This window comes from Segatella copri (assembly GCF_026015295.1).
Taxonomy (GTDB): Bacteria; Bacteroidota; Bacteroidia; order Bacteroidales; family Bacteroidaceae; genus Prevotella; species Prevotella copri_C.
The window spans coordinates 748,517-768,292 of the sequence record NZ_JAPDUW010000001.1; the positions used below are offsets into that span (position 1 = coordinate 748,517).

At 46.8% G+C, this 19,776-nt stretch carries 13 protein-coding genes; 2 read left to right on the forward strand and 11 right to left on the reverse strand.

Going from position 1 to position 19,776, the window contains the following annotated elements; translation table 11 throughout:
* Positions 1-122: 122 nt before the first annotated feature.
* Together gyrA and ONT18_RS03040 are read left to right on the forward strand one after the other, a co-directional pair.
* Positions 123-2,759, forward strand: a complete 2,637-nt coding sequence (gene gyrA / locus ONT18_RS03035) for a DNA gyrase subunit A (protein ID WP_264903959.1) — start codon at positions 123-125, stop codon at positions 2,757-2,759.
* A 54-nt stretch (positions 2,760-2,813) separates the two neighbouring features.
* A complete protein-coding gene (locus ONT18_RS03040) occupies positions 2,814-4,022 on the forward strand; it encodes a hypothetical protein (RefSeq protein ID WP_217745922.1) in 1,209 nt (402 codons plus the stop codon).
* Positions 4,023-4,511: 489 nt separating this feature from the next.
* Here ONT18_RS03040 and rpiB read toward each other — a convergent pair whose 3' ends face one another.
* The 11 genes from rpiB to ONT18_RS03095 all read right to left on the reverse strand — a co-directional run bounded on the left by rpiB (position 4,512) and on the right by ONT18_RS03095 (position 19,615).
* The gene (gene rpiB, locus ONT18_RS03045) at positions 4,512-4,955 is read right to left on the reverse strand and encodes a ribose 5-phosphate isomerase B (RefSeq protein WP_006846783.1); all 444 of its coding nucleotides are present in this window, start codon (positions 4,953-4,955) and stop codon (positions 4,512-4,514) included.
* Positions 4,956-5,111: 156 nt separating this feature from the next.
* Positions 5,112-7,133, reverse strand: a complete 2,022-nt coding sequence (locus tag ONT18_RS03050; protein WP_118191356.1) for a transketolase family protein — start codon at positions 7,131-7,133, stop codon at positions 5,112-5,114.
* A 106-nt stretch (positions 7,134-7,239) separates the two neighbouring features.
* On the reverse strand, positions 7,240-8,814 hold the full coding sequence (locus ONT18_RS03055) for an alpha-N-arabinofuranosidase (RefSeq protein ID WP_006846781.1): 1,575 nt from the start codon (positions 8,812-8,814) through the stop codon (positions 7,240-7,242).
* Between the two features lie 79 nt (positions 8,815-8,893).
* Positions 8,894-10,486, reverse strand: coding sequence for a xylulokinase (locus ONT18_RS03060; RefSeq protein WP_117693120.1), 1,593 nt, complete (start codon positions 10,484-10,486; stop codon positions 8,894-8,896).
* A 20-nt stretch (positions 10,487-10,506) separates the two neighbouring features.
* Positions 10,507-12,048, reverse strand: coding sequence for an L-arabinose isomerase (gene araA, locus ONT18_RS03065; protein ID WP_264903967.1), 1,542 nt, complete (start codon positions 12,046-12,048; stop codon positions 10,507-10,509).
* A 66-nt stretch (positions 12,049-12,114) separates the two neighbouring features.
* Entirely contained in the window at positions 12,115-12,813 is a 699-nt protein-coding gene (locus tag ONT18_RS03070; protein ID WP_006846778.1) for an L-ribulose-5-phosphate 4-epimerase, read from the reverse strand.
* A 27-nt stretch (positions 12,814-12,840) separates the two neighbouring features.
* Complete coding sequence (locus ONT18_RS03075) at positions 12,841-13,521, reverse strand: NUDIX hydrolase (RefSeq protein WP_153093023.1); 681 nt, start codon at positions 13,519-13,521, stop codon at positions 12,841-12,843.
* A gap of 204 nt (positions 13,522-13,725) precedes the next feature.
* Positions 13,726-15,450, reverse strand: coding sequence for a sodium:solute symporter (locus ONT18_RS03080; protein WP_006846776.1), 1,725 nt, complete (start codon positions 15,448-15,450; stop codon positions 13,726-13,728).
* Positions 15,451-15,632: 182 nt separating this feature from the next.
* Positions 15,633-16,820, reverse strand: coding sequence for an aldose epimerase family protein (locus ONT18_RS03085; protein ID WP_153118462.1), 1,188 nt, complete (start codon positions 16,818-16,820; stop codon positions 15,633-15,635).
* Between the two features lie 212 nt (positions 16,821-17,032).
* Entirely contained in the window at positions 17,033-18,193 is a 1,161-nt protein-coding gene (gene galK / locus ONT18_RS03090) for a galactokinase (protein ID WP_218434589.1), read from the reverse strand.
* A gap of 96 nt (positions 18,194-18,289) precedes the next feature.
* On the reverse strand, positions 18,290-19,615 hold the full coding sequence (locus ONT18_RS03095; RefSeq protein ID WP_006846773.1) for an MFS transporter: 1,326 nt from the start codon (positions 19,613-19,615) through the stop codon (positions 18,290-18,292).
* Positions 19,616-19,776 lie beyond the last annotated feature (161 nt).

The window sequence follows — 19,776 nt, forward strand, 5'->3', positions numbered from 1 at the left end:
GTCGGGAATTTCAAAAGGGTAAAACGGCTTAGAACGCAAGGAAATGCCCTTAAACGCGATTTCCGGACGGAAAACAGGCGTTTTGAAAGTAACGAATAAACAATAATACATTAATATAAGAAATGGACGAAAATCAGACAATGGATCATGATAGAATCATGAAGATCAACATTGAGGAGGAGATGAAGTCGAGCTACATCGATTATTCGATGTCAGTTATCGTGGCTCGTGCCCTCCCTGATGTACGCGATGGTTTCAAGCCTGTGCACCGCCGTATTCTTTACGGTATGCTCGGCATTGGAAACACCAGTGACAAACCTTATAAGAAATGTGCGCGTGTTGTTGGTGAGGTGCTCGGTAAGTATCACCCTCACGGTGACTTTTCTGTTTACGGCGCTCTGGTGCGTATGGGACAGGAGTGGAACATGCGTTATACCTTGATTGACGGACAGGGTAACTTCGGTTCTGTTGATGGTGACTCTCCTGCTGCCATGCGTTATACAGAGTGCCGCCTCTCCAAGATGGGTGAGCATATCATGGATGACCTTGACAAGGAAACGGTTGATATGACCAACAACTTCGATGATACCCTGCAGGAACCTACCGTGATGCCTACCAAGATTCCTAATCTTCTGGTAAATGGTGGTAATGGTATTGCAGTAGGTATGGCTACCAATATACCTACCCACAACCTGGGTGAGGTAATTGACGGTTGCTGTGCATATATCGATAATCCTGACATCGACACCGATGGATTGATGCAGTATATCCCTGCTCCTGACTTCCCAACCGGTGCTACCATCTATGGTATACAGGGTGTGAAGGATGCATACGAAACGGGTCGAGGCAGAATCGTGGTTCGTGCTACTGCCGAGATTGAAAGTAGTGAAAACCATGATAAGATTGTTATCACCGAGATTCCTTATGGTGTTAACAAGGAGCAACTCGTGATGGCTATTGCTGACCTTGCCAAGGAAGGCAGGGTAGATGGCATCGCTAACGTAAACGATGAATCTGGCCGTCAGGGTATGCGTATCGTTGTTGATGTGAAGCGTGATGCCAATGCAAATGTTCTTCTGAACAAACTCTTTAAGCTGACAGCTCTTCAGAGTTCATTCTCAGTGAATTGCATCGCTCTTGTTAATGGCCGTCCACGTCTTTTGAGCTTGAAGGAGTGTGTGAAGTATTTCGTAGAGCATCGTCATGATGTTACAATCCGCCGCACCCAGTTCGAACTGAAGAAGGCTCAGGAGCGTGCTCATATTCTCGAGGGCTTGATCATTGCCTGCGACAACATCGACGAGGTGGTACATATAATCAGAGCCAGCAAGACTCCATCTGATGCTCAGCGCAACTTGGAGAAGCGTTTCGAACTCGATGAACTTCAGAGTAAGGCCATCGTGGATATGCGCCTCAGCCAGTTGACAGGCTTGCGTCTGGAGCAGTTGCACAATGAATTCAATGAGTTGATGAAGACTATCGACTACTTGAACCAGATTCTGAACGATCCTGAGCTCTGCAAGAAGGTAATGAAGGACGAACTCAACGAGGTGAAGGAGAAGTATGGTGACGCACGTCGTACCATGATTAAGCCAGATGACCATGAGTTCAACCCAGAAGACTTCTATCCAAACGACCCAGTGGTTATCACCGTGAGTCATCTCGGATATATCAAGCGCACCCCTTTGTCAGAGTTCCGTGAGCAGGCTCGTGGTGGAGTAGGTTCTAAGGGAGCCCGTACCCGTGATAAGGACTTCACCGAGTATATCTATCCTGCTACCATGCACCAGACCATGCTGTTCTTCACCAAGAAGGGCCGCTGCTACTGGTTGAAGTGTTACGAGATTCCTGAGGGTGACCGCAACTCCAAGGGTCGTGCTATCCAGAACCTCCTCAACATCGAGAGCGATGACCAGGTGAATGCATTCCTCCGCTTGAAGGGATTGAATGATGCAGAGTTCATCAACAACCATTACGTAGTATTCGCTACCAAGAATGGTACCGTGAAGAAGACCTGTCTGGAGGCATATTCCCGTCCACGTGCCAACGGTGTGATTGCTATCAACATTGTAGAGGGCGATGAGGTGGTAGATGTTCGTCTGACAAATGGTCATAACGAGCTGATTATTGCCAACCGCAATGGTCGTGCTGTCCGTTTCGACGAGAACGAGATCCGTACAATGGGCCGTACGTCTACCGGTGTTCGTGGTATGCGCCTCGATGAGGGTAATGATGCTGTAGTAGGTATGATTGTTGTCAACGATCCTGAGAAGGAAACCGTGATGGTAGTGAGCGAGCAGGGTTATGGTAAGCGTTCTGACGTACTCGATTACCGCGTTACCAAGCGTGGCGGTAAGGGTGTGAAGACACTGAATATTACCGACAAGACCGGTCGACTGGTAGCTATCAAGAACGTAACCGATGATAACGACCTCATGATTATCAACCAGAGTGGTATCGTAATTCGTCTTGCCGTAGCCGATTGCCGTGTCATGGGCCGTGCTACCCAGGGTGTCCGCCTCATCAATCTTACCAAGAAGAATGATGTCATTGCCAGCGTATGCAAGGTGATGAGTTCAGAGCTCGAGGCTTCTGTAGAAGAGGAGAGCCGTTCTGCCTGGGCTAAGAAGAGCGAGGAGATAGAGAATGATACCGTAGGTGCCAAGACTGCTGAAGAGGCTGCTGAGGCTGAGGCTCATCTCGCTGACGAAGCATCTGAAGCTGAGGATACCGATTCGGGCAACGTAGATTTCGAATAAAAGAAAAGACGCGTAAAAAATAAATAACAACAACTTTTAAACTCATTAAGAAAAATGAAAAAGTTTTTAGTAGCTGCAATGATGGTACTAGGTGCCACATCAGCATTCGCAGGCGACAGTGACGCTCTCAAGGCTGTCATGAAGGCTAAGTCTTATGCCGAGGCTGAGGCTTTGGTTAAGCAGAATTTGGGTCAGATGGCTAACGATGCAGAGAAGGCCAAGGCTTACAACAAGCTCGTTGATCTCGCTATGAAGCAGTTCAATGACCAGCAGAGCATCCAGCAGACCAATCAGATCATGAAGAAGAACGACCCGGTAGATGAGGCTGCTATGTCTGAGGGCGCTTACAATGCATTGATTAATGCTATTGAGTGCTACAAGTACGACCAGCTTCCTAATGCTAAGGGTAAGGTTGCTCCTAAGTTTAACAACAACGCTAGCCGTGTATGGGGTGCTCGTGTTCAGCTCGTTAATGCGGGTCAGACTGCAGCTCAGAACAGTAAGGCTGATGAGGTATTGAAGTATTGGGGTGCATTCCTTGATACAGACAATGAGCCTCTCTTCGCTTCTGTAGACCAGAAGCAGAAGGATGGCGAGAAGGAGTATATCGGTCAGGTTGCTCTCTTTGCAGCCCGTTATGCATACCAGGCTAAGGATGCTGCCCGTTGCGAGAAGTATTGCGACATCGCCATGAAGAGTGAGAAGGAGGCTAAGGATGCCCTCAACCTCAAGCTCTATGTAATGAAGGACGGCTTGAAGACTCACGAGGATTCTCTTGCCTATGTTAACAAGCTCAAGGATATCTTTGCAAAGGACGAGACCAATGAGGTTGTTCTCGATGGTTTGAACTCTATGTACTCTTCATTGAAGATGGAGAAGGAGCAGACTGAACTTTTGGACGCAGCTATTGCAAAGAACCCTAACAACTTTGTAGCTCTTGCCAACAAGGGTATGATGTATATCCAGAAGAACGATGCAGACAACGCTATCAAGTGTTTGAAGCAGGCTCTTGCTGCAAAGGAGGATAACGTAGTTGTTCTTACTTATCTGGGTGCTTGCTATAACAGCAAGGCTGGTAACTTGCAGGATCCTAACGGCCGCAAGGTTGTTTACCAGGAGGCTATCAAGGTTCTCGACAAGGCTAAGCAGCTCGATCCAGAGAAGGCTCAGGCTAACTGGGGTTACACCCGTTACCAGGCTTACTATGGCTACTATGGTCCTAACGCAGCAGAGACCAAGCAGGCTGAGGCTGAGAGCAAGTAAAGATTGAACTTCAAATAAGTATTTGATTCTCATAGGGGGATGTCACCTAGTGTGGCATCCCTTTTTTTTATTTCTTTGACATAGGGTTGTTCCGGTAAAATAACAAATAGGACTGTGTTTTTTGTGGCAAAATGATTGATAAAAACATCAACGAGTAATGTTGGTTTGCTATAGGCGCCCATCAGCTGGTCTGCGCATGCACAACAGGTGTTGTGCGAGCGCATATCAGCTGTTATGCAAGCGCACAACAGCTGTTGTGCGGCCTACGGAGCTAACTTCTCCGAAAACCTCTACTATCTTTTCCGCCAACTTCATCTGTCTTTTCCGACAACTTCTTCCGTATTCTGCGATTGTATCTTACGCTTGTGTGCATTTATTGAAGTTGTTCATGTGTCGTAAAAATCTTCTTGGTATGTCCGTATTCCATAAAAATAGGCTGAGCCATCATGCGATGACTCAGCCTTAATTCTTTTTAATCCTTTCAGAACTTTACTGCTGAACAGGAATCTTCTTGACGCGACGCTCGTGACGACCACCCTCGAATGTTGTGGCAAAGAACTCGTCGAGAATAGCCTCGGCGGTCTTGTTGTCTACGAAACGACCTGGAAGTACCAATACGTTGGCATCGTTGTGCTGACGAACCAAATGAGCAATCTCCTTGCACCATGCCAATCCGGCACGTACACCCTGATGCTTATTCAATGTCATGGCGATACCTTCGCCGCTGCCGCAAATGCCGATACCTGGATATACTTCGCCGCTCTCAATGCCTTTAGCAAGAGCATGACCGAAGTCAGGATAGTCTACACTCGCATCGCTGTATGTACCATAATCCTTTACAGGATAACCCTTCTTTTCCAAATATTCCAATACAAATTGCTTCAATGGAAAACCTGCGTGATCGCATGCAATACCAACTGTCTTTACTTCCATAATACTTAAGTTTTTAAGTGAAGAAACCGGTGTAAACCCTTATCCTTCACAAGGTTAATATTAAAAGAGTGAAAGGAGTCGGATGCCGGAAATGGAAATCTGCCATCCGGCAAAATCTCCAACTCCAGCTTCCAACTCCTGTTTAGTTTATGCTAATTAAGCCTCTGCCAAGAAAGCCTTTACCTGCTTGTAAACGTTCTCGCCTGTGTAACCGAGCTTCTCATCAAGTACCTTGTAAGGAGCTGAGAAACCGAAGCTCTCCATACCCCAAACCTTACCATTAGCGCCTACGAGACCCTGGAGTGTTACAGGAAGACCGGCAGTCATACCGAAGATCTTAGCGTTCTTTGGCAATACGCTCTCCTGATATTCCTTGCTCTGACCACGGAACAAGCCCTCTGATGGAGCACTTACCACGCGAACCTTGATGCCGTCGGCACGCAAAGCATCGCAACCAGCCTCCAATGTAGAAACCTCAGAACCGCTAGCTACCAAGATAACGTCTGGATTCTCGTCGCTGCCTGCTACGATGTAAGCACCCTTGGCTGCCTGCTCATAGTCTGTTCCCTCTGGCAATTTAGCAATGCCCTGGCGAGAGAAGATCAAAGCTGTAGGAGTCTCAACATTCTCCATAGCGAGTTTCCAGCAAACTGTAGTCTCGTCAGCATCAGCTGGACGGAATACGCGAACGCTGTCCTTACCTGCGTGGTTCTTCAACTTCTCCATCAAGCGAATCTGTGCCTCCTGCTCAACTGGCTCGTGAGTAGGTCCGTCCTCACCAACGCGGAATGCATCGTGAGTCCAGATGAACTTCACTGGAACCTGCATCAGGGCTGCGAGACGTACAGCTGGCTTCATATAATCAGAGAATACGAAGAATGTACCCATTGCAGCAACCACACCACCGTGGAGCATCATACCGATACACATATCAGCCATTGTCAACTCAGCAACACCTGCCTGGAAGAATGCACCTGAGAAGTCACCGCGAACGATGCTCTTGGTCTTCTTCAAGAAGCCATCAGTCTTATCAGAGTTAGAAAGGTCAGCAGAAGCACAGATCATGTTAGGAACCTGCTCTGCTAAAACACCGAGACAAGCAGCAGATGCTGCACGTGTAGCTGAACCAGCCTTCTGCTCAACCTTGCTCCAGTCTACCTTAGGAGCCTTGCCGCTGAACCACTCATCCATCTGGGCAGCCTTCTCTGGGTTAGCCTTGCGCCACTCAGCCTCTGCAGCCTTGCGCTCAGCTACGATCTTCTTCAACTCCTCAGCACGCTTAGCGTAGATTTCCTTTACATCGTCGAAGATAACGAATGCATTCTCAGGATCACCACCGAGGTGCTTGATGGTATTAACGTAAGCGTCGCCACCGAGAGGAGCACCGTGAGTATTGATGCAAGCCTCGTAGCTTGTGCCGTCTGCGCGGAGAGCACCCTTACCCATTACGGTCTTACCGATGATGAGGGTAGGGCGATCCTGCTCCTTCTGGGCAGCATCGAGCGCCTCACGAATCTGAGCTACGTCGTTACCGTTGATCTTGATGACATTCCAGCCCCAAGCCTTGTACTTCATCTCTGTATCCTCGTTCATTACAACGCCACACTCTGTAGAGAGCTGGATGTCGTTAGAATCGTAGAACATGATGAGGTTGTTCAGACCGAGGTTACCGGCGATACGACCAACACCCTGAGAAATCTCTTCCTCTACAGCACCATCAGAAATGTATGCGTAGATCTTGTGCTGCATCATGGTTGAACCCAGACGAGCCTCGAGGAACTTCTCTGCAACAGCTGCACCAGCTGCGAGGGCATGACCCTGACCGAGAGGACCAGATGAGTTCTCGATACCACGCTGAAGGTCGAGCTCTGGGTGACCAGGAGTTACAGAACCCCACTGGCGGAACTGCTTGAGGTCTTCCATAGAGAAGAAACCACGCAAAGCCAAACCAGCATAGAGCATTGGGCTCATGTGACCTGGGTCGAGGAAGAAGCGGTCGCGGCCAGTCCATGTTGGATCTGCTGGATCATAAACAAGGTACTCAGAGAAGAGCACGTTGATGAAGTCAGAACCACCCATAGCACCACCTGGGTGACCTGAGTTTGCCTTTTCTACCATTGAAGCAGCCAAGATACGGATGTTATCAGCTGCATGATTCATTACTTTAATGTCGTTCATAATTTTATATTTATTATTGTTGTTATTTCTGCTGAAATATTCTTGTTTTTCTAGCTCTGAAGGCTGCTCAAAAGAAGGATACTTCCTTTTTTCGCCTTCAAAGATACTATTTTATTTTCAAAACTACGATAGATTTTGCAGGAATTTTTACCTTAAGGGTGTTTTTCTTTACTTTTGCATCCTTAAAAACTGCAGGCTTCACTACATCCGGGTGTGCGAAGTCGTTGTAATCGCTCACCTTGTTGCAGGAAAGAATCTGTCCTGTTACAGTTTTTGGAGCAGCTGCACCATCCAGATTAAACTCTACCTGCTGAGCCTTGTCAAGACTGACATTGGCAAGAGCAACCACAATGGTTCCATCTGCCTTCTTGGCTGCTGAAGTAGATACCAATGGAATCTTTCTTCCATCTCTTGCGTGATCATCGCCGCGAACATCCATAGAGTCGCACTTTACATCCATTGGGAGATAGGTTGCCTCCTGGAAGTCCTTGTACATGTTGAATACATGATAGGTTGGAGTCAGAACCATGTGACCTGTTCCCTTTGTATCTGTCAGGATCATTGACTGGAGTACGTTGACAATCTGTGCGATATTGGTCATCTTCACACGCTCTGTATGGCGGTGGAATACATTCAGCGAAAGTGCAGCAACGAAGGCATCGCGCATACAATTCTGCTGATAGAGGTGCCCCTTGATAGTGCCAGGCTCCTCATCCCACCAGGTTCCCCATTCGTCAACGAGGAGGGCTACCTGCTTCTTTGGATCAGCCTTGTCCATGATAGCCTCGTGCTTCTTGATGACATCTTCTATGCCGAGCGCCTTGCCCATGGTCCAGTAGTAATCCTCATTATTGAACTTGGTGGCAGAACCCTTGCTGCCTGTCCAGCCTGTTACTGTATAATAATGTAGAGAGATGGCGTTGGCACGGTTGCCGATACGGTCCATCAATACCTTAGTCCAGTTATAATCGTAATCGCTCGCTCCAGATGCAATCTTATAGAGCTGGTTTCCGTCATAGTTGCGGCAATAAACAGAGTAGCGGCGGAAGAGATCTGAATAATACTCAGGACGCATGTTGCCACCGCAGCCCCAACTTTCGTTACCAACACCGAGGTATTTTACTTTCCAAGCCTTGTCGCGGCCGTTCTGTCGGCGGAGTTTTGCCATAGGAGTATCTCCATCGCTGGTCATATATTCCACCCACTTTGCCAATTCCTCAACAGTGCCGGAACCCACGTTGCCGCTGATGTAAGGCTCGCAACCCAACATCTCGCAGAGATTCAGAAACTCGTGTGTACCGAAAGAGTTGTCCTCAATGGTTCCACCCCAGTTGTTGTTCTGCATCTTTGGTCGCTTCTCACGTGGACCGATACCATCCATCCAGTGATACTCGTCAGCGAAGCATCCTCCAGGCCATCTTAATACAGGCACTTTCAGGTCCTTGAGGGCTTGGAGCACGTCGTTGCGGTAACCCTGAGTGTTAGGAATCTTAGAATCAGGACCTACCCAAAGACCACCATAGATGCAACTTCCGAGATGCTCGGCAAACTGGCCGTAAATCTCTTTATTGATTTTCTGTGTTCCCTGGTTGGCATGGATTGTTCCTGTTACATCCTGAGCTTGTGCGGAGAATGCAACTGCTGTTGAAAGCAATGTGGTAGCGAATAGTTTCTTCATCATTGTTCTTATTAATTGTTGTCGATTTTAAATATAATACGTTTGTGGAGGAGGAATCCCCACAAACGTATTTATCGTTTATTTACTTTTTGTTCTCAACTGCTGCCTTTTCGATAGCAAGACCAGCCTTGTAGGTTTCAATATATTTATCAAAACCGGCTACATCTTCGGCAGTAGGTGCAATCTCTACACCAGTATTGCCTGCAAATACCTTCTTGTCGAGATAATCTGCCAGGCTCAACTTCTCTTCGTTGTTAACGAGATAACCTGCGAGCAGGGCAATACCCCATGCACCACCTTCGCCTGCTGTCTCCATGACAGAGATAGGGGAGTTAATGGCTGCAGCGAGGATGCGCTGACCTACACCCTTGGTCTTGAACAAACCGCCATGACCTGTGATGCGATCTACCTGTACCTTCTCGTCCTTGAACAATACATCGTTACCAATCTTCAATACAGCTACTGAAGCATAGAGGTTGGCACGCATGAAGTTGGCAAGGTTGAAGTGGTCGTTGGCAGAACGTACGAACATAGGGCGACCTTCTGCAAGACCTGTTACAGGCTCACCAGAGATATAGTTGTAAGCAATCAATCCTCCGCAATCTGCATCGCCTTCAAGAGCGTGGTTGTAGAGCTTGCCGAATACCTCGTTCATATCTACAGGAACACCGAGCAACTCCTGATATTGCTTGAACAAACCTACCCATGCATTGAGGTCTGAAGTACAGTTGTTGCAGTGAACCATTGCTACAGGGCTGCCGTCTGGAGTAGTCACCATATCAATGACTTCGTAAGGTTGGCTCAAGGCTTTCTCCAATACAATCATAGAGAAAGAAGATGTACCTGCACTGACGTTACCTGTGCGCTGACGGACAGCGTTGGTAGCTACCATACCAGTACCTGCATCACCTTCTGGAGGACAGAGTGGGGTGCCTGCCTGGAGTGTGCCTGATGGGTCGAGCTTCTTTGCACCTTCCTCGGTCAATACGCCAGCATCTTCGCCTGCGTTCAGTACCTCAGGGAGAATGTCGAGAATCTTCCAGCCCAGGTTCTTAGGCTCGATGAGCTTATCGAACTTAGCTACCATCTCTGCATCGTAGTTGTTGGTGTTAGAGTCGATAGGGAGCATACCTGATGCATCGCCTACGCCCAAAACCTTCTTGCCTGTGAGCTGCCAGTGGATATAACCGGCGAGAGTGGTAAGGAAGTCAATCTTGTTGATGTGGTCCTCACCATTCAGGATAGCCTGATATACGTGAGAGATACTCCAACGCAATGGGATGTTGAAGTGGAAGAGCTCTGAAAGTTCAGCTGCAGCCTTGGCTGTATTGGTGTTACGCCATGTGCGGAAAGGAACGAGAATGTTCTCATCCTTACCGAAAGCCATGTAGCCGTGCATCATCGCAGAAATACCGATGGCAGCCAACTGCTTGATTTCGCAGTCGTACTCAGCCTTCACGTTCTTGCGGAGGTCGGCATAACAATCCTGCAAACCTTTCCAGATTGTGTCGATGCTGTAAGTCCAGAGACCATCAACCAACTGGTTTTCCCACTCAAAGCTACCCTGTGCGATAGGGTTGTTGTCGGTGTCGATCAAGACAGCCTTGATTCGGGTAGAGCCAAACTCGATACCGAGAATGGCCTTACCTGATTCTATAATAGTTTTTGCGCTCATTTCTTATAATACATTAAAAATTATCTCAATGCCTTGTTGAGCATGTAGTAAATCTCGTTGTTGCGGAGCTGCTGCTTGAAGCTGCTGATAGTTGTGTTCTTGTCGATGTTGACGAACTCAATACCCAGGATCTCGCAGAAGTCTTCCCAGTACTCAGCAGTGATATCGTAAGAGAATGCACTGTGGTGTGTACCACCAGCGAGGATCCAAGCACCTGCACCAATCTCGAAGGTTGGCTGTGGAACCCAGAGAGCTGAAGCTACAGGGAGCTTAGGCATTGCCTTTGGCTCGATGCACTCAACCTCACTTGCGATGAGACGGAAACGGTTGCCGAGGTCAACTACAGTTGCCTTAACACCCTTACCTGTCTTAGATGTGAATACGAGACGAGCTGTCTGCTGCTTGCGGATACCGATGCCGAGGAAGTGAACCTCGAGCTTTGGCTTGTCTGTTGCGATCAATGGGCATACCTCGAGCATGTGGCTCTGGAGGCTAGATGTGCGGTCGGCAGCGAAGTTGAGTGTGTAGTCCTCGAGGAATGAGCAACCCTTCTCCAAGCCCTGGTTCATTACCCAGAGTGTGCGGTAGAGGCAAGCTGTCTTCCAGTCACCCTCAGCACCGAAACCATAACCTTCTGCCATCAGGCGCTGTGAAGCCAAACCAGGAATCTGGTCGAAACCGCAGAAGTTTGGATCGTCGATGTCAGCATCGCCGAGGTCATCGAAGTTGGTTGTGAATGCTACTGCGTTCTCATCCTTCAATACGCGACGGAGAGCTATCTCAGCCTTAGCTGCGTTCTTCACCTTCTCCCAATAAACTTCCTCGCCAGACTCATCAATCTTGATGGTGTACTCCTTCTTGTACTCCTCAACGAGAGCATCAGCTTCTGCATCAGTTACCTTCTTGTAGTACTCCATGAGTGAAGATACTGGGTAGTAATCTACATGGTAACCCAAGCGCTGCTCGAACTCTACACGGTCGCCATCTGTTACGGCAACGTTGTTCATGTTCATACCGAACATCAAGCAGCGTACGTTGTGAGCATCAGCAACACCAGCAGCTACGCGAGCCCATGTTGCAATCTGCTTCTGAGCCTCTTCGCTCTTCCAGTAACCTACAACTACCTTTCTAGGGATGCGCATACGGGTGCAGATGTGACCGAACTCGATGTCGCCGTGAGCAGACTGGTTGAGGTTCATGAAATCCATATCGATAGAATTCCAAGGGAGTTCTGCATTATACTGAGTGTGGAAGTGGAGGAGAGGCTTCTCGAGAGCCTGCAAGCCCTTGATCCACATCTTAGCTGGAGAGAAGGTGTGCATCCATGTGATGATACCTACGCACTTCTCATCGTTGTTGGCAGCCTTCATGACAGCCTCTACTTCTGCAGAAGAGTTAGCTGTGCCCTTGTAAACTACCTTGATTGGGATGATGCCACTGTTGTTCAGACCATCTACCATGTCCTTAGAGTGACCATCAACTATCTTAACTGTTTCGCCTCCGTAAAGAAGCTGTGCACCAGTTACAAACCATACCTCTAAATTTTCAAATGCTTTAATCATGATTGTTTGTTGTATTAATTGTTATTGTTAATGTGATTCAATATCTTTATTTGAAACACCCTTTAATTAGTGCTTTTTCTGTCCGTAGTAAGCGTTAGGACCGTGCTTGCGGTTGAAGTGCTTCTCTACGAGCAATGGGTTCATGGTGGTGTTTGGATTCACAGAGAATGAGATGAAAGCCATCTTTGCTACCTGTTCAGCTACTACTGCGTGATAAACAGCCTGGTCAGCATCCTTGCCCCATGTAAAAGGACCATGGTTCTTAACCAATACGCCAGGAGTATGAACTGGGTTGATGTTATCTTTCTTGAAACGGTCAACGATGACAACACCTGTGTTGTGCTCATATTCTGCCATCATATCTTCTGTCATTGCATCAGTGCAAGGGATGCAATCGTGGAAGTAATCAGCATGAGTTGTACCAATATTAGGGATGTCCAAGCCAGCCTGTGCCCAAGCGGTAGCATAAGTAGAGTGAGTATGAACTACGCCACCCAACTCTGGGAATGCGCGGTAGAGAACCAGGTGGGTTGGTGTATCAGATGATGGATTCAGATCGCCTTCTACTACCTTACCTGTTTCCAAGTCTACCACTACCATATCGCTAGCCTTCATGGTGTCATAATCGACGCCTGATGGTTTGATAACAACCAGACCTTTCTCGCGGTCGATGCCACTCACATTACCCCATGTAAAGAGCACGAGGTTGTGCTTAACGAGATCAAGGTTTGCCTTGAACACTTTTTCTTTTAATTCTTCTAACATAATATCTTTTGTTTTAAGTTGTTTATTCTATTTCAAGTTGAACGATGGGTCTTCCTCGTATGCTTTCTTGTTGAAGCGGTAGAGGGCGGCGCCTCGTTTCGAGTTGACTTTATCGATGAGTTCTGTTTTCTCGATGAAGTCGATATCCTTCACGCGTTTGCGGAAGTTGCGCTTATCAATCTCTTCGCCTATTACTGCCTCGAATACGTGCTGAAGCTGTGTCAGCGTAAAGAGGTCTGGGAGGAGTTTGAAGCTTAATGGCTCATGATTGATGCGGCGGCGTATCTGTGCGATAGCGTTGCGGATCATGAGTTTGTGGTCTGAGTAAAGTTCTGGAAGTTCGTTCAGACTAACCCATTCCAATCCGTGTTCTACACGGAGGCTGTCATCATAGTCTTTCACATTGATGAGAGTGCAATAGGCGATAGAGATAACTCGCTCACCTGGGTCACGGTCGATACGGCCGAAAGCTCCTACTTGTCTTATATAGAGGTTTTTCATTCCAGTAAGTTCCAGGATGACTCTGTTGGCTGCATCTTCGAGATTTTCTGTTGAACCAACGAAACCACCATAGAGTGACCATTCGCCTCTTCCCGGGTCCATCTTGCGTTTGCCTATCAGTACCTGGAGGTTACTACCGTCGAAACCGAAAATGATACAATCGACGGATACAAATACTTTGGAGTATTCATTATAAAACTGGGTCATGGCCTTTCTGCTGTTTTGATGTAATGATTCAATGTATGTATTGTTGTGTTCTTTTGCTTGCTCTTCATAGAGCAGCTTCGAGAGGAAAATCAAGGAGTAAGAAGGAGAAGAAAGGATCGCGGATTTTTTCAACAGAAACAGTTTTATCTGTTCTTTGAGAAAATTCCAGACTCCTCACTTCTTACTCCTGACGTGAATAATATTTTACCAGAAGTATGCGTAGAATGCTGCGCAGAGGCCGATTACTACGAGGGTACCGATAATATCGAAGGCACTCCAACTCTCACGGATAGACTTCTTGAAGTCTGATGTGAAGGTGATTGCCTCTACCTGCTCCTTGCTTGGAGCTGGAGTGAAGCAGCTTACTACTACCATGAAGATGATGAGGAATACGAGCAACCAGCACTCGAATACGAGCCAGTTGGTCTGCCAGAACCATGCGGTGTAATCCCAGAATGCACCATCCATTGTAGCCTTACCTGTATCAGTGATGACGTTGGTAACGAGGCGGAGCATACCGATGAGGAAACCGGTAATCATGGTGTATTCACCTGCCTTTGGAGTAATCTTCTTGAAGAAGATACCCATTGCAAATACGGCTACCATGGCTGGAGCCAGGAGTGACTGGATACCCTGGAGATAGTTGTACAAAGTATCCATCTTCATCATGATTGGCAACCATGCGAAACCAAGAACTACAACTACAACGGTAGCGATACGGCCAACGAGTACGTAGTGAGCCTCAGACATGCCCTTCTTCAATGGCTTGTAGAAGTCCTCGGTGAAGAGGGTAGCACAGCTATTGAAGAATGCTGCCAATGAAGCAACGAGTGCGCAGATGAAACCGATGGTTACAATACCCTTGATACCTGCAGGAAGAACGGTCTTTACCATGATGGCGAAGGCTGCATCAGTCTCGTTCATCTGGATGGCACCCTTCTGAGCCAAGGCTGCTGCAATCATACCTGGAATGAGGAACATGAAGCAAGGGAGTACTTTGAAGAAACCGGCTGCGATAGTACCGCGGCGGGCACGCTTCATAACCTCTACGTTGCTCTCGCCAGGAACCTGACCGAGTACACGCTGAACGATGTGCTGGTCAGTACACCAGTACCAGAAACCGATGATGGTTGCACCGATGAATACTACGAAACCAGGATAATCCTGATACATAGAGTCACCTGCCTCCCAGTGGAACATGTGAGTTGTACCGTAGCCGTTGTTCAACTTGCCGCAGTAATCCATCATGTCGGCCCAACCGGCAGAGATGCTGCCACCGCCGAGGGTAGAGAGACCGAGGAAGAGTACGAGGAAAGAACCGATGACGAGGATAGGAGTCTGGATAGTTGACAATGTCATCACACCCTTCATACCACCGAATACGGTGAAGATGGTAGTGAGGATAATCAAGCCGATGGCACCAACCCAGAAGTTCAAGCCCCAAAGATATTCAAAGAAGATACCACCTGTAAGGGCTGTAACGCTCACCTTAGTAAGAATGTAAGCTACGAGGGTGATGATAGAGAGCCATGAACCTGTGCGCTGGGTATAGCGGAACTTCAGGAAGTCTGGCATGGTGATGATCTTACCCATCTTGTTGATGAGCAACTGGTAGAAAGGTACGAACAGCCAACCCAAGATGAGGATCATCCAGCCCTGCATCTCCCAGTGTGCCATACCGACACCACTCTTGGCACCTGTACCAGCCAAACCAACGAGGTGCTCAGAACCAATGTTGGCAGCAAAGATAGCCATACCGATTACATACCATGGCTCACCCTTACCGAAGAGGTAGGCAGAAGAGTCTTCACCTTTCTGAGCCTTTCTGTCTTTCATGATTGCGTGCCAGACAGCCCAAATTACGCCGATAACACCAATGGCGAGTATAGCCCAATCAAGCCATACGAATTCTGTTGAATTCCAATTCATAATTACTATAAGATTGTTTGTTTATTATTATTTGTTTACTCTTTTCTTTTATTGGATGCTTATTATGTTAGTTTCTTATCCAACACATTTCGTTTTTTGTCATTGCAAAAACTTCTTGTTGGATGTTAGCTGTTCCGGCGGACTTTATCCGCCGGTTCGCTAACTTTTAAACTAACTTACGCTTACTTTTTAACGCTGAATTTGTAAGCGAGGTGAGAATAGTATTTCTCTCCTGGCTTCAATGTGGCATCTGTCCAATCCTTTACACCCTGAGCAATCTTGGTTGGAGAATCAGGATATTTCTGGCTCTCGAAGCAAACGCTTACGTGTTTAGGATACTTGATGCCATGCTTGCAGGCAATACCTGTGCCTTGGAAGTTACCGGTGTAAACCTGAATTCCTGGCTCGTTGGTAAATACTTCAAGAAGGATACCGCTCTTTGGTGAGTAGAGGCTTGCGCAAACTGTTTTGTCATCGCCCTTACCATTCTTATATGTGTTCAAACACCAGTTGTGGTCGTAACCTGTGGCATTCTTAATCTGATCAAAGTTATAATCAACCTTCTTGCCGATTTCTGCAGGTTTACGGAAATCCATAGGGGTTCCCTCGACACTCTTGATTTCACCAGTTGGTATGTAAAGTGAATCTGCAGGAGTGAACTTATCTGCATTGATGTACATTACCTGATCGAAACCTTCCTTAGATGGATCGCCATTCAAGTTGAAGTAACTGTGGTTGGTCATATTGACAACGGTCTCTTTGTCTGTTGTAGCGCCAAACTCGATGTCGAGTGTGTTGTCACTCTTGACTGTATATTTAGCTGTTGCTGTTACGTTGCCAGGGAAACCATTCTCGCCATCCTTCGCATTGATAGTGAAGGTAACGGATGAGTCGTTCTTCTCTGTAATGTCGTAAACCTGATTCAACCATCCTGTAGCACCACCACCATGCAGGCAGTTGCCATTATCATTTGCCTTCAACTGGTATGTTGAACCAGCAAGTGAAAGTTTAGCATCCTTGATACGGTTGGCATAACGTCCTACAGAAGAACCATAATCTGAAGGAGAGTTAAGGGTGTCAGCATACTGATGGATATTATCGTAACCAAGAACCACATCTGTTGGCTTTCCGTCCTTGTTTGGAACGGAAATGGAAACGACACGTCCACCATAATTGGTGAGGCAAACTTCCATGCCGTTTGCATTCTTGAGAGTTACTAACTCAGTCTTCTTGCCCAATACTGTTGAATCGAAATCTGCTGGATTCAAACCAGATTGTGTGAGACTTGCATTGCTGCTTGATGAACAAGCTGAGAGGGTAGCGATAGCCGCAAAACCAACTCCCATAAATAGGGTCTTAAATGTACTCATTTTTAGGCTGTTTTTTATTGTCTATTCATTTTGGGTGTAAAATTACAATTTTATTTCGAATCTGCAAGCGTTTTCCTTAACTTTTTTTCTTCTAAAGTGTCTTTTTAACACTATTTGTATGAAAACGCCTGTTTTTGTCTTATTTGGGACAAAAAAAAACTGCAGTTAGCAAATACTAACTGCAGTTCTTTATATTATATATAATGTATATATTAGCAAACCTTGTGAGAACCCTCAGAGATGATTACAGGGTAAATCTCTGGAGCATGACCATATTTGGCTGTGAACTTAGCTGTAACGTCCTCAACGAACTTGTCGTAGATATCGTCCTTTACCAGGTTGATGGTGCAGCCACCGAAGCCACCGCCCATGATACGGCTACCAGTAACACCGTTCTCCTTAGCAACATCGTTTAAGAAGTCGAGTTCCTCGCAGCTTACCTCGTATTCCTTGCTCAAGCCGTAGTGAGTCTCGTACATCTTCTGACCTACTGTCTCGTAGTCGCCCTTCTCAAGAGCATCGCAGACAGCCAAAACGCGGTCCTTCTCGCCCAATACGAAGTGAGCGCGGCTGTAATCCTCTTCGCCTACCTCAGCGCGAACCTCTTCCAACTGTTCCCATGTGCAATCACGGAGAGTTTCGAACTTAGCTTCTGGGTGCTTTGCTGCAATGTGCTTAACAACATTTTCGCAAGAGTTGCGACGGTCGTTGTATGGAGAACCTGCCAGCTCGTGCTTTACCTTAGAGTTTACCAGGCAGAGTTTATAGCCTTTAGGCTCGAATGGGAAGTATTCAAATTCGCGGCTGTTGCAATCGAGGCGCATCAACTTACCTTCCTTGCCGAAAACAGAAGCAAACTGGTCCATGATACCGCAGTTAACACCTACATACTTGTGCTCAGTAGCCTGGCCTGCGAGAACGAGATCCCATTTAGAAACCTTGTTGTCACCAAAGAGGTCGTTCAAAGCAAAAGCAAAACAGCTTTCAAGAGCAGCAGATGAAGACATACCAGCACCGAGAGGCACATCACCATAGAATGCTGCATTGAAACCCTTTACGTCAACGCCCAATGCCTTCATCTCCTGGCAAACACCATAGATGTAACGTGCCCATGAAGCGCGAGGACCTTCAGGATCATTAACCTTGAATTCTACACGGTCCTTCAAGTCGATAGAGTAGAGCATGACGGTATCTGTTCCGTTAGGACGGATTTCTGCCATGATACCCTTATCTACTGCACCTGGGAAAACAAATCCACCATTATAATCGGTATGCTCACCAATCAAGTTAATACGACCTGGTGACATGTAGATGTTACCTGTTTTACCATCGAAATGCTTGATGAAGCGGCTTCTTACTTTTTCAATATCCATAATTAGTTAAGTTTTTGTTGTGTTGTTACTAAAGATTTGATTATATGATTTAGCCCTAAGACTATATATGCCTTAGGGCTAATTTATTTCGTGTTATTAATCAACAGGAATATCCTTGTTGATGTTCTTGCAACCAGCTACAGCATAGAAGAACATGTATGCCATACAGATGAGAGGCACAATGTAACTGGCCATATAGCCAGCGTTGTCTGCGATGAAGTTCTGTACCAATGGCATCAATCCGCCACCTACTACCATCATCATGAAGATACCTGAAGCCTGGGCTGTATACTTGCCAAGACCCTCAGTAGCAAGGTTGAAGATAGAAGACCACATGATAGAAGTGCAGAGACCGCAGAGTACCAGGAACATGGCAGCGATAGGCACTGTTACCATCTGGAATGATGTACCTGTAAATACAGGCATTTCTACTGTTGTTGACTTGCCGAGAAGTACGGCGAGGACGATAAAGATCATACCTGCACCATTGGCAATCATCATCATCATGCGGCTAGATACCTTGTCAGCAATAAAACTGGAGCAAAGACGACCAACCAGCATCAGAAGCCAGTATGTACCTGCAACGAAACCACCGATAGCTGCTGCATTTGCCAAGGCTGTACCATTGATGAAACCACCACCATTTGCTGTTGTATCAGAAATGTAGAAGTTCAATGTTCCAGGAATACCTACCTCAACACCTACATAAACGAAGATTGCGATAACGCCGAGGTTGAAGTGGCGGAAAGCCCATGGTGAATGCTCGAATACAGTCTTGTCTGTAGTCTTACCCATCTCTGGATCCTGGATAGGGATGAAGTTCAAGATAACGAATGCTGCTGCGAATACGGCAAGGGCAATGTAAAGCACGAGGTTCACATCTACCATTTTGGTGTTAGCAGTAACTGTACCGATAAGGGCACCTACGAGCATTGGAGTTAAAGTTCCGGATAAACTGTTCAATGTACCACCGATGAGGTTCAACTGGTTACCGCGGTTACCACCACCACCGATGAGGTTCAACATTGGGTTTACAACAGTATTCAAAATACAAACAGCAAAACCTGAGATGAACGCACCGAAGAGGTAAACGGCGAAGCCTGAGATGTCGGCACCGAACTTACCTGAAAGGAACTGGATGAGCACGCCTACGAATCCGGTAGCGATACCGGTGAGGGCTGTCTTCTTGTAACCGATCTTGGTGAGCAACTTACCTGCAGGGATACCCATGAAGAGGTAAGCCAAGAAGTTCATGGCGTTACCCAACATACCGATCATGTTAGCACTTCCGCTGTCAGCGAATACATTTTTCCAAATAACTCCGATAGGAGCAGCCAAATTCGTTACGAACGAAATCATGGCGTAGAGGAACATCATCGTGATAATGGCGATGATATTGCCATTTTTACTTTGGTTTTCCATTTTTTTTGATAGTTGATATTGTTATTTGTTATTATTATTTGCGAAAAGCTTGTTTATACTCTTTTTGAAGAGGTTATTGATTCTCTTTTATGGTAAAGAGGTTGCTACTCTTTTCTTCTAAGAGGTTGTTTCTTCTTTAAAGACGTTAAGACTTCTCTTTA

Coding starts and splice junctions, on each gene's coding strand:
- gyrA (WP_264903959.1), top strand. CDS start 123: ATGGACGAAAATCAGACAATGGATCATGATAGAATCATGAAGATCAAC.
- ONT18_RS03040 (WP_217745922.1), top strand. CDS start 2,814: ATGAAAAAGTTTTTAGTAGCTGCAATGATGGTACTAGGTGCCACATCA.
- rpiB (WP_006846783.1), bottom strand. CDS start 4,955: ATGGAAGTAAAGACAGTTGGTATTGCATGCGATCACGCAGGTTTTCCA.
- ONT18_RS03050 (WP_118191356.1), bottom strand. CDS start 7,133: ATGAACGACATTAAAGTAATGAATCATGCAGCTGATAACATCCGTATC.
- ONT18_RS03055 (WP_006846781.1), bottom strand. CDS start 8,814: ATGATGAAGAAACTATTCGCTACCACATTGCTTTCAACAGCAGTTGCA.
- ONT18_RS03060 (WP_117693120.1), bottom strand. CDS start 10,486: ATGAGCGCAAAAACTATTATAGAATCAGGTAAGGCCATTCTCGGTATC.
- araA (WP_264903967.1), bottom strand. CDS start 12,048: ATGATTAAAGCATTTGAAAATTTAGAGGTATGGTTTGTAACTGGTGCA.
- ONT18_RS03070 (WP_006846778.1), bottom strand. CDS start 12,813: ATGTTAGAAGAATTAAAAGAAAAAGTGTTCAAGGCAAACCTTGATCTC.
- ONT18_RS03075 (WP_153093023.1), bottom strand. CDS start 13,521: ATGACCCAGTTTTATAATGAATACTCCAAAGTATTTGTATCCGTCGAT.
- ONT18_RS03080 (WP_006846776.1), bottom strand. CDS start 15,450: ATGAATTGGAATTCAACAGAATTCGTATGGCTTGATTGGGCTATACTC.
- ONT18_RS03085 (WP_153118462.1), bottom strand. CDS start 16,820: ATGAGTACATTTAAGACCCTATTTATGGGAGTTGGTTTTGCGGCTATC.
- galK (WP_218434589.1), bottom strand. CDS start 18,193: ATGGATATTGAAAAAGTAAGAAGCCGCTTCATCAAGCATTTCGATGGT.
- ONT18_RS03095 (WP_006846773.1), bottom strand. CDS start 19,615: ATGGAAAACCAAAGTAAAAATGGCAATATCATCGCCATTATCACGATG.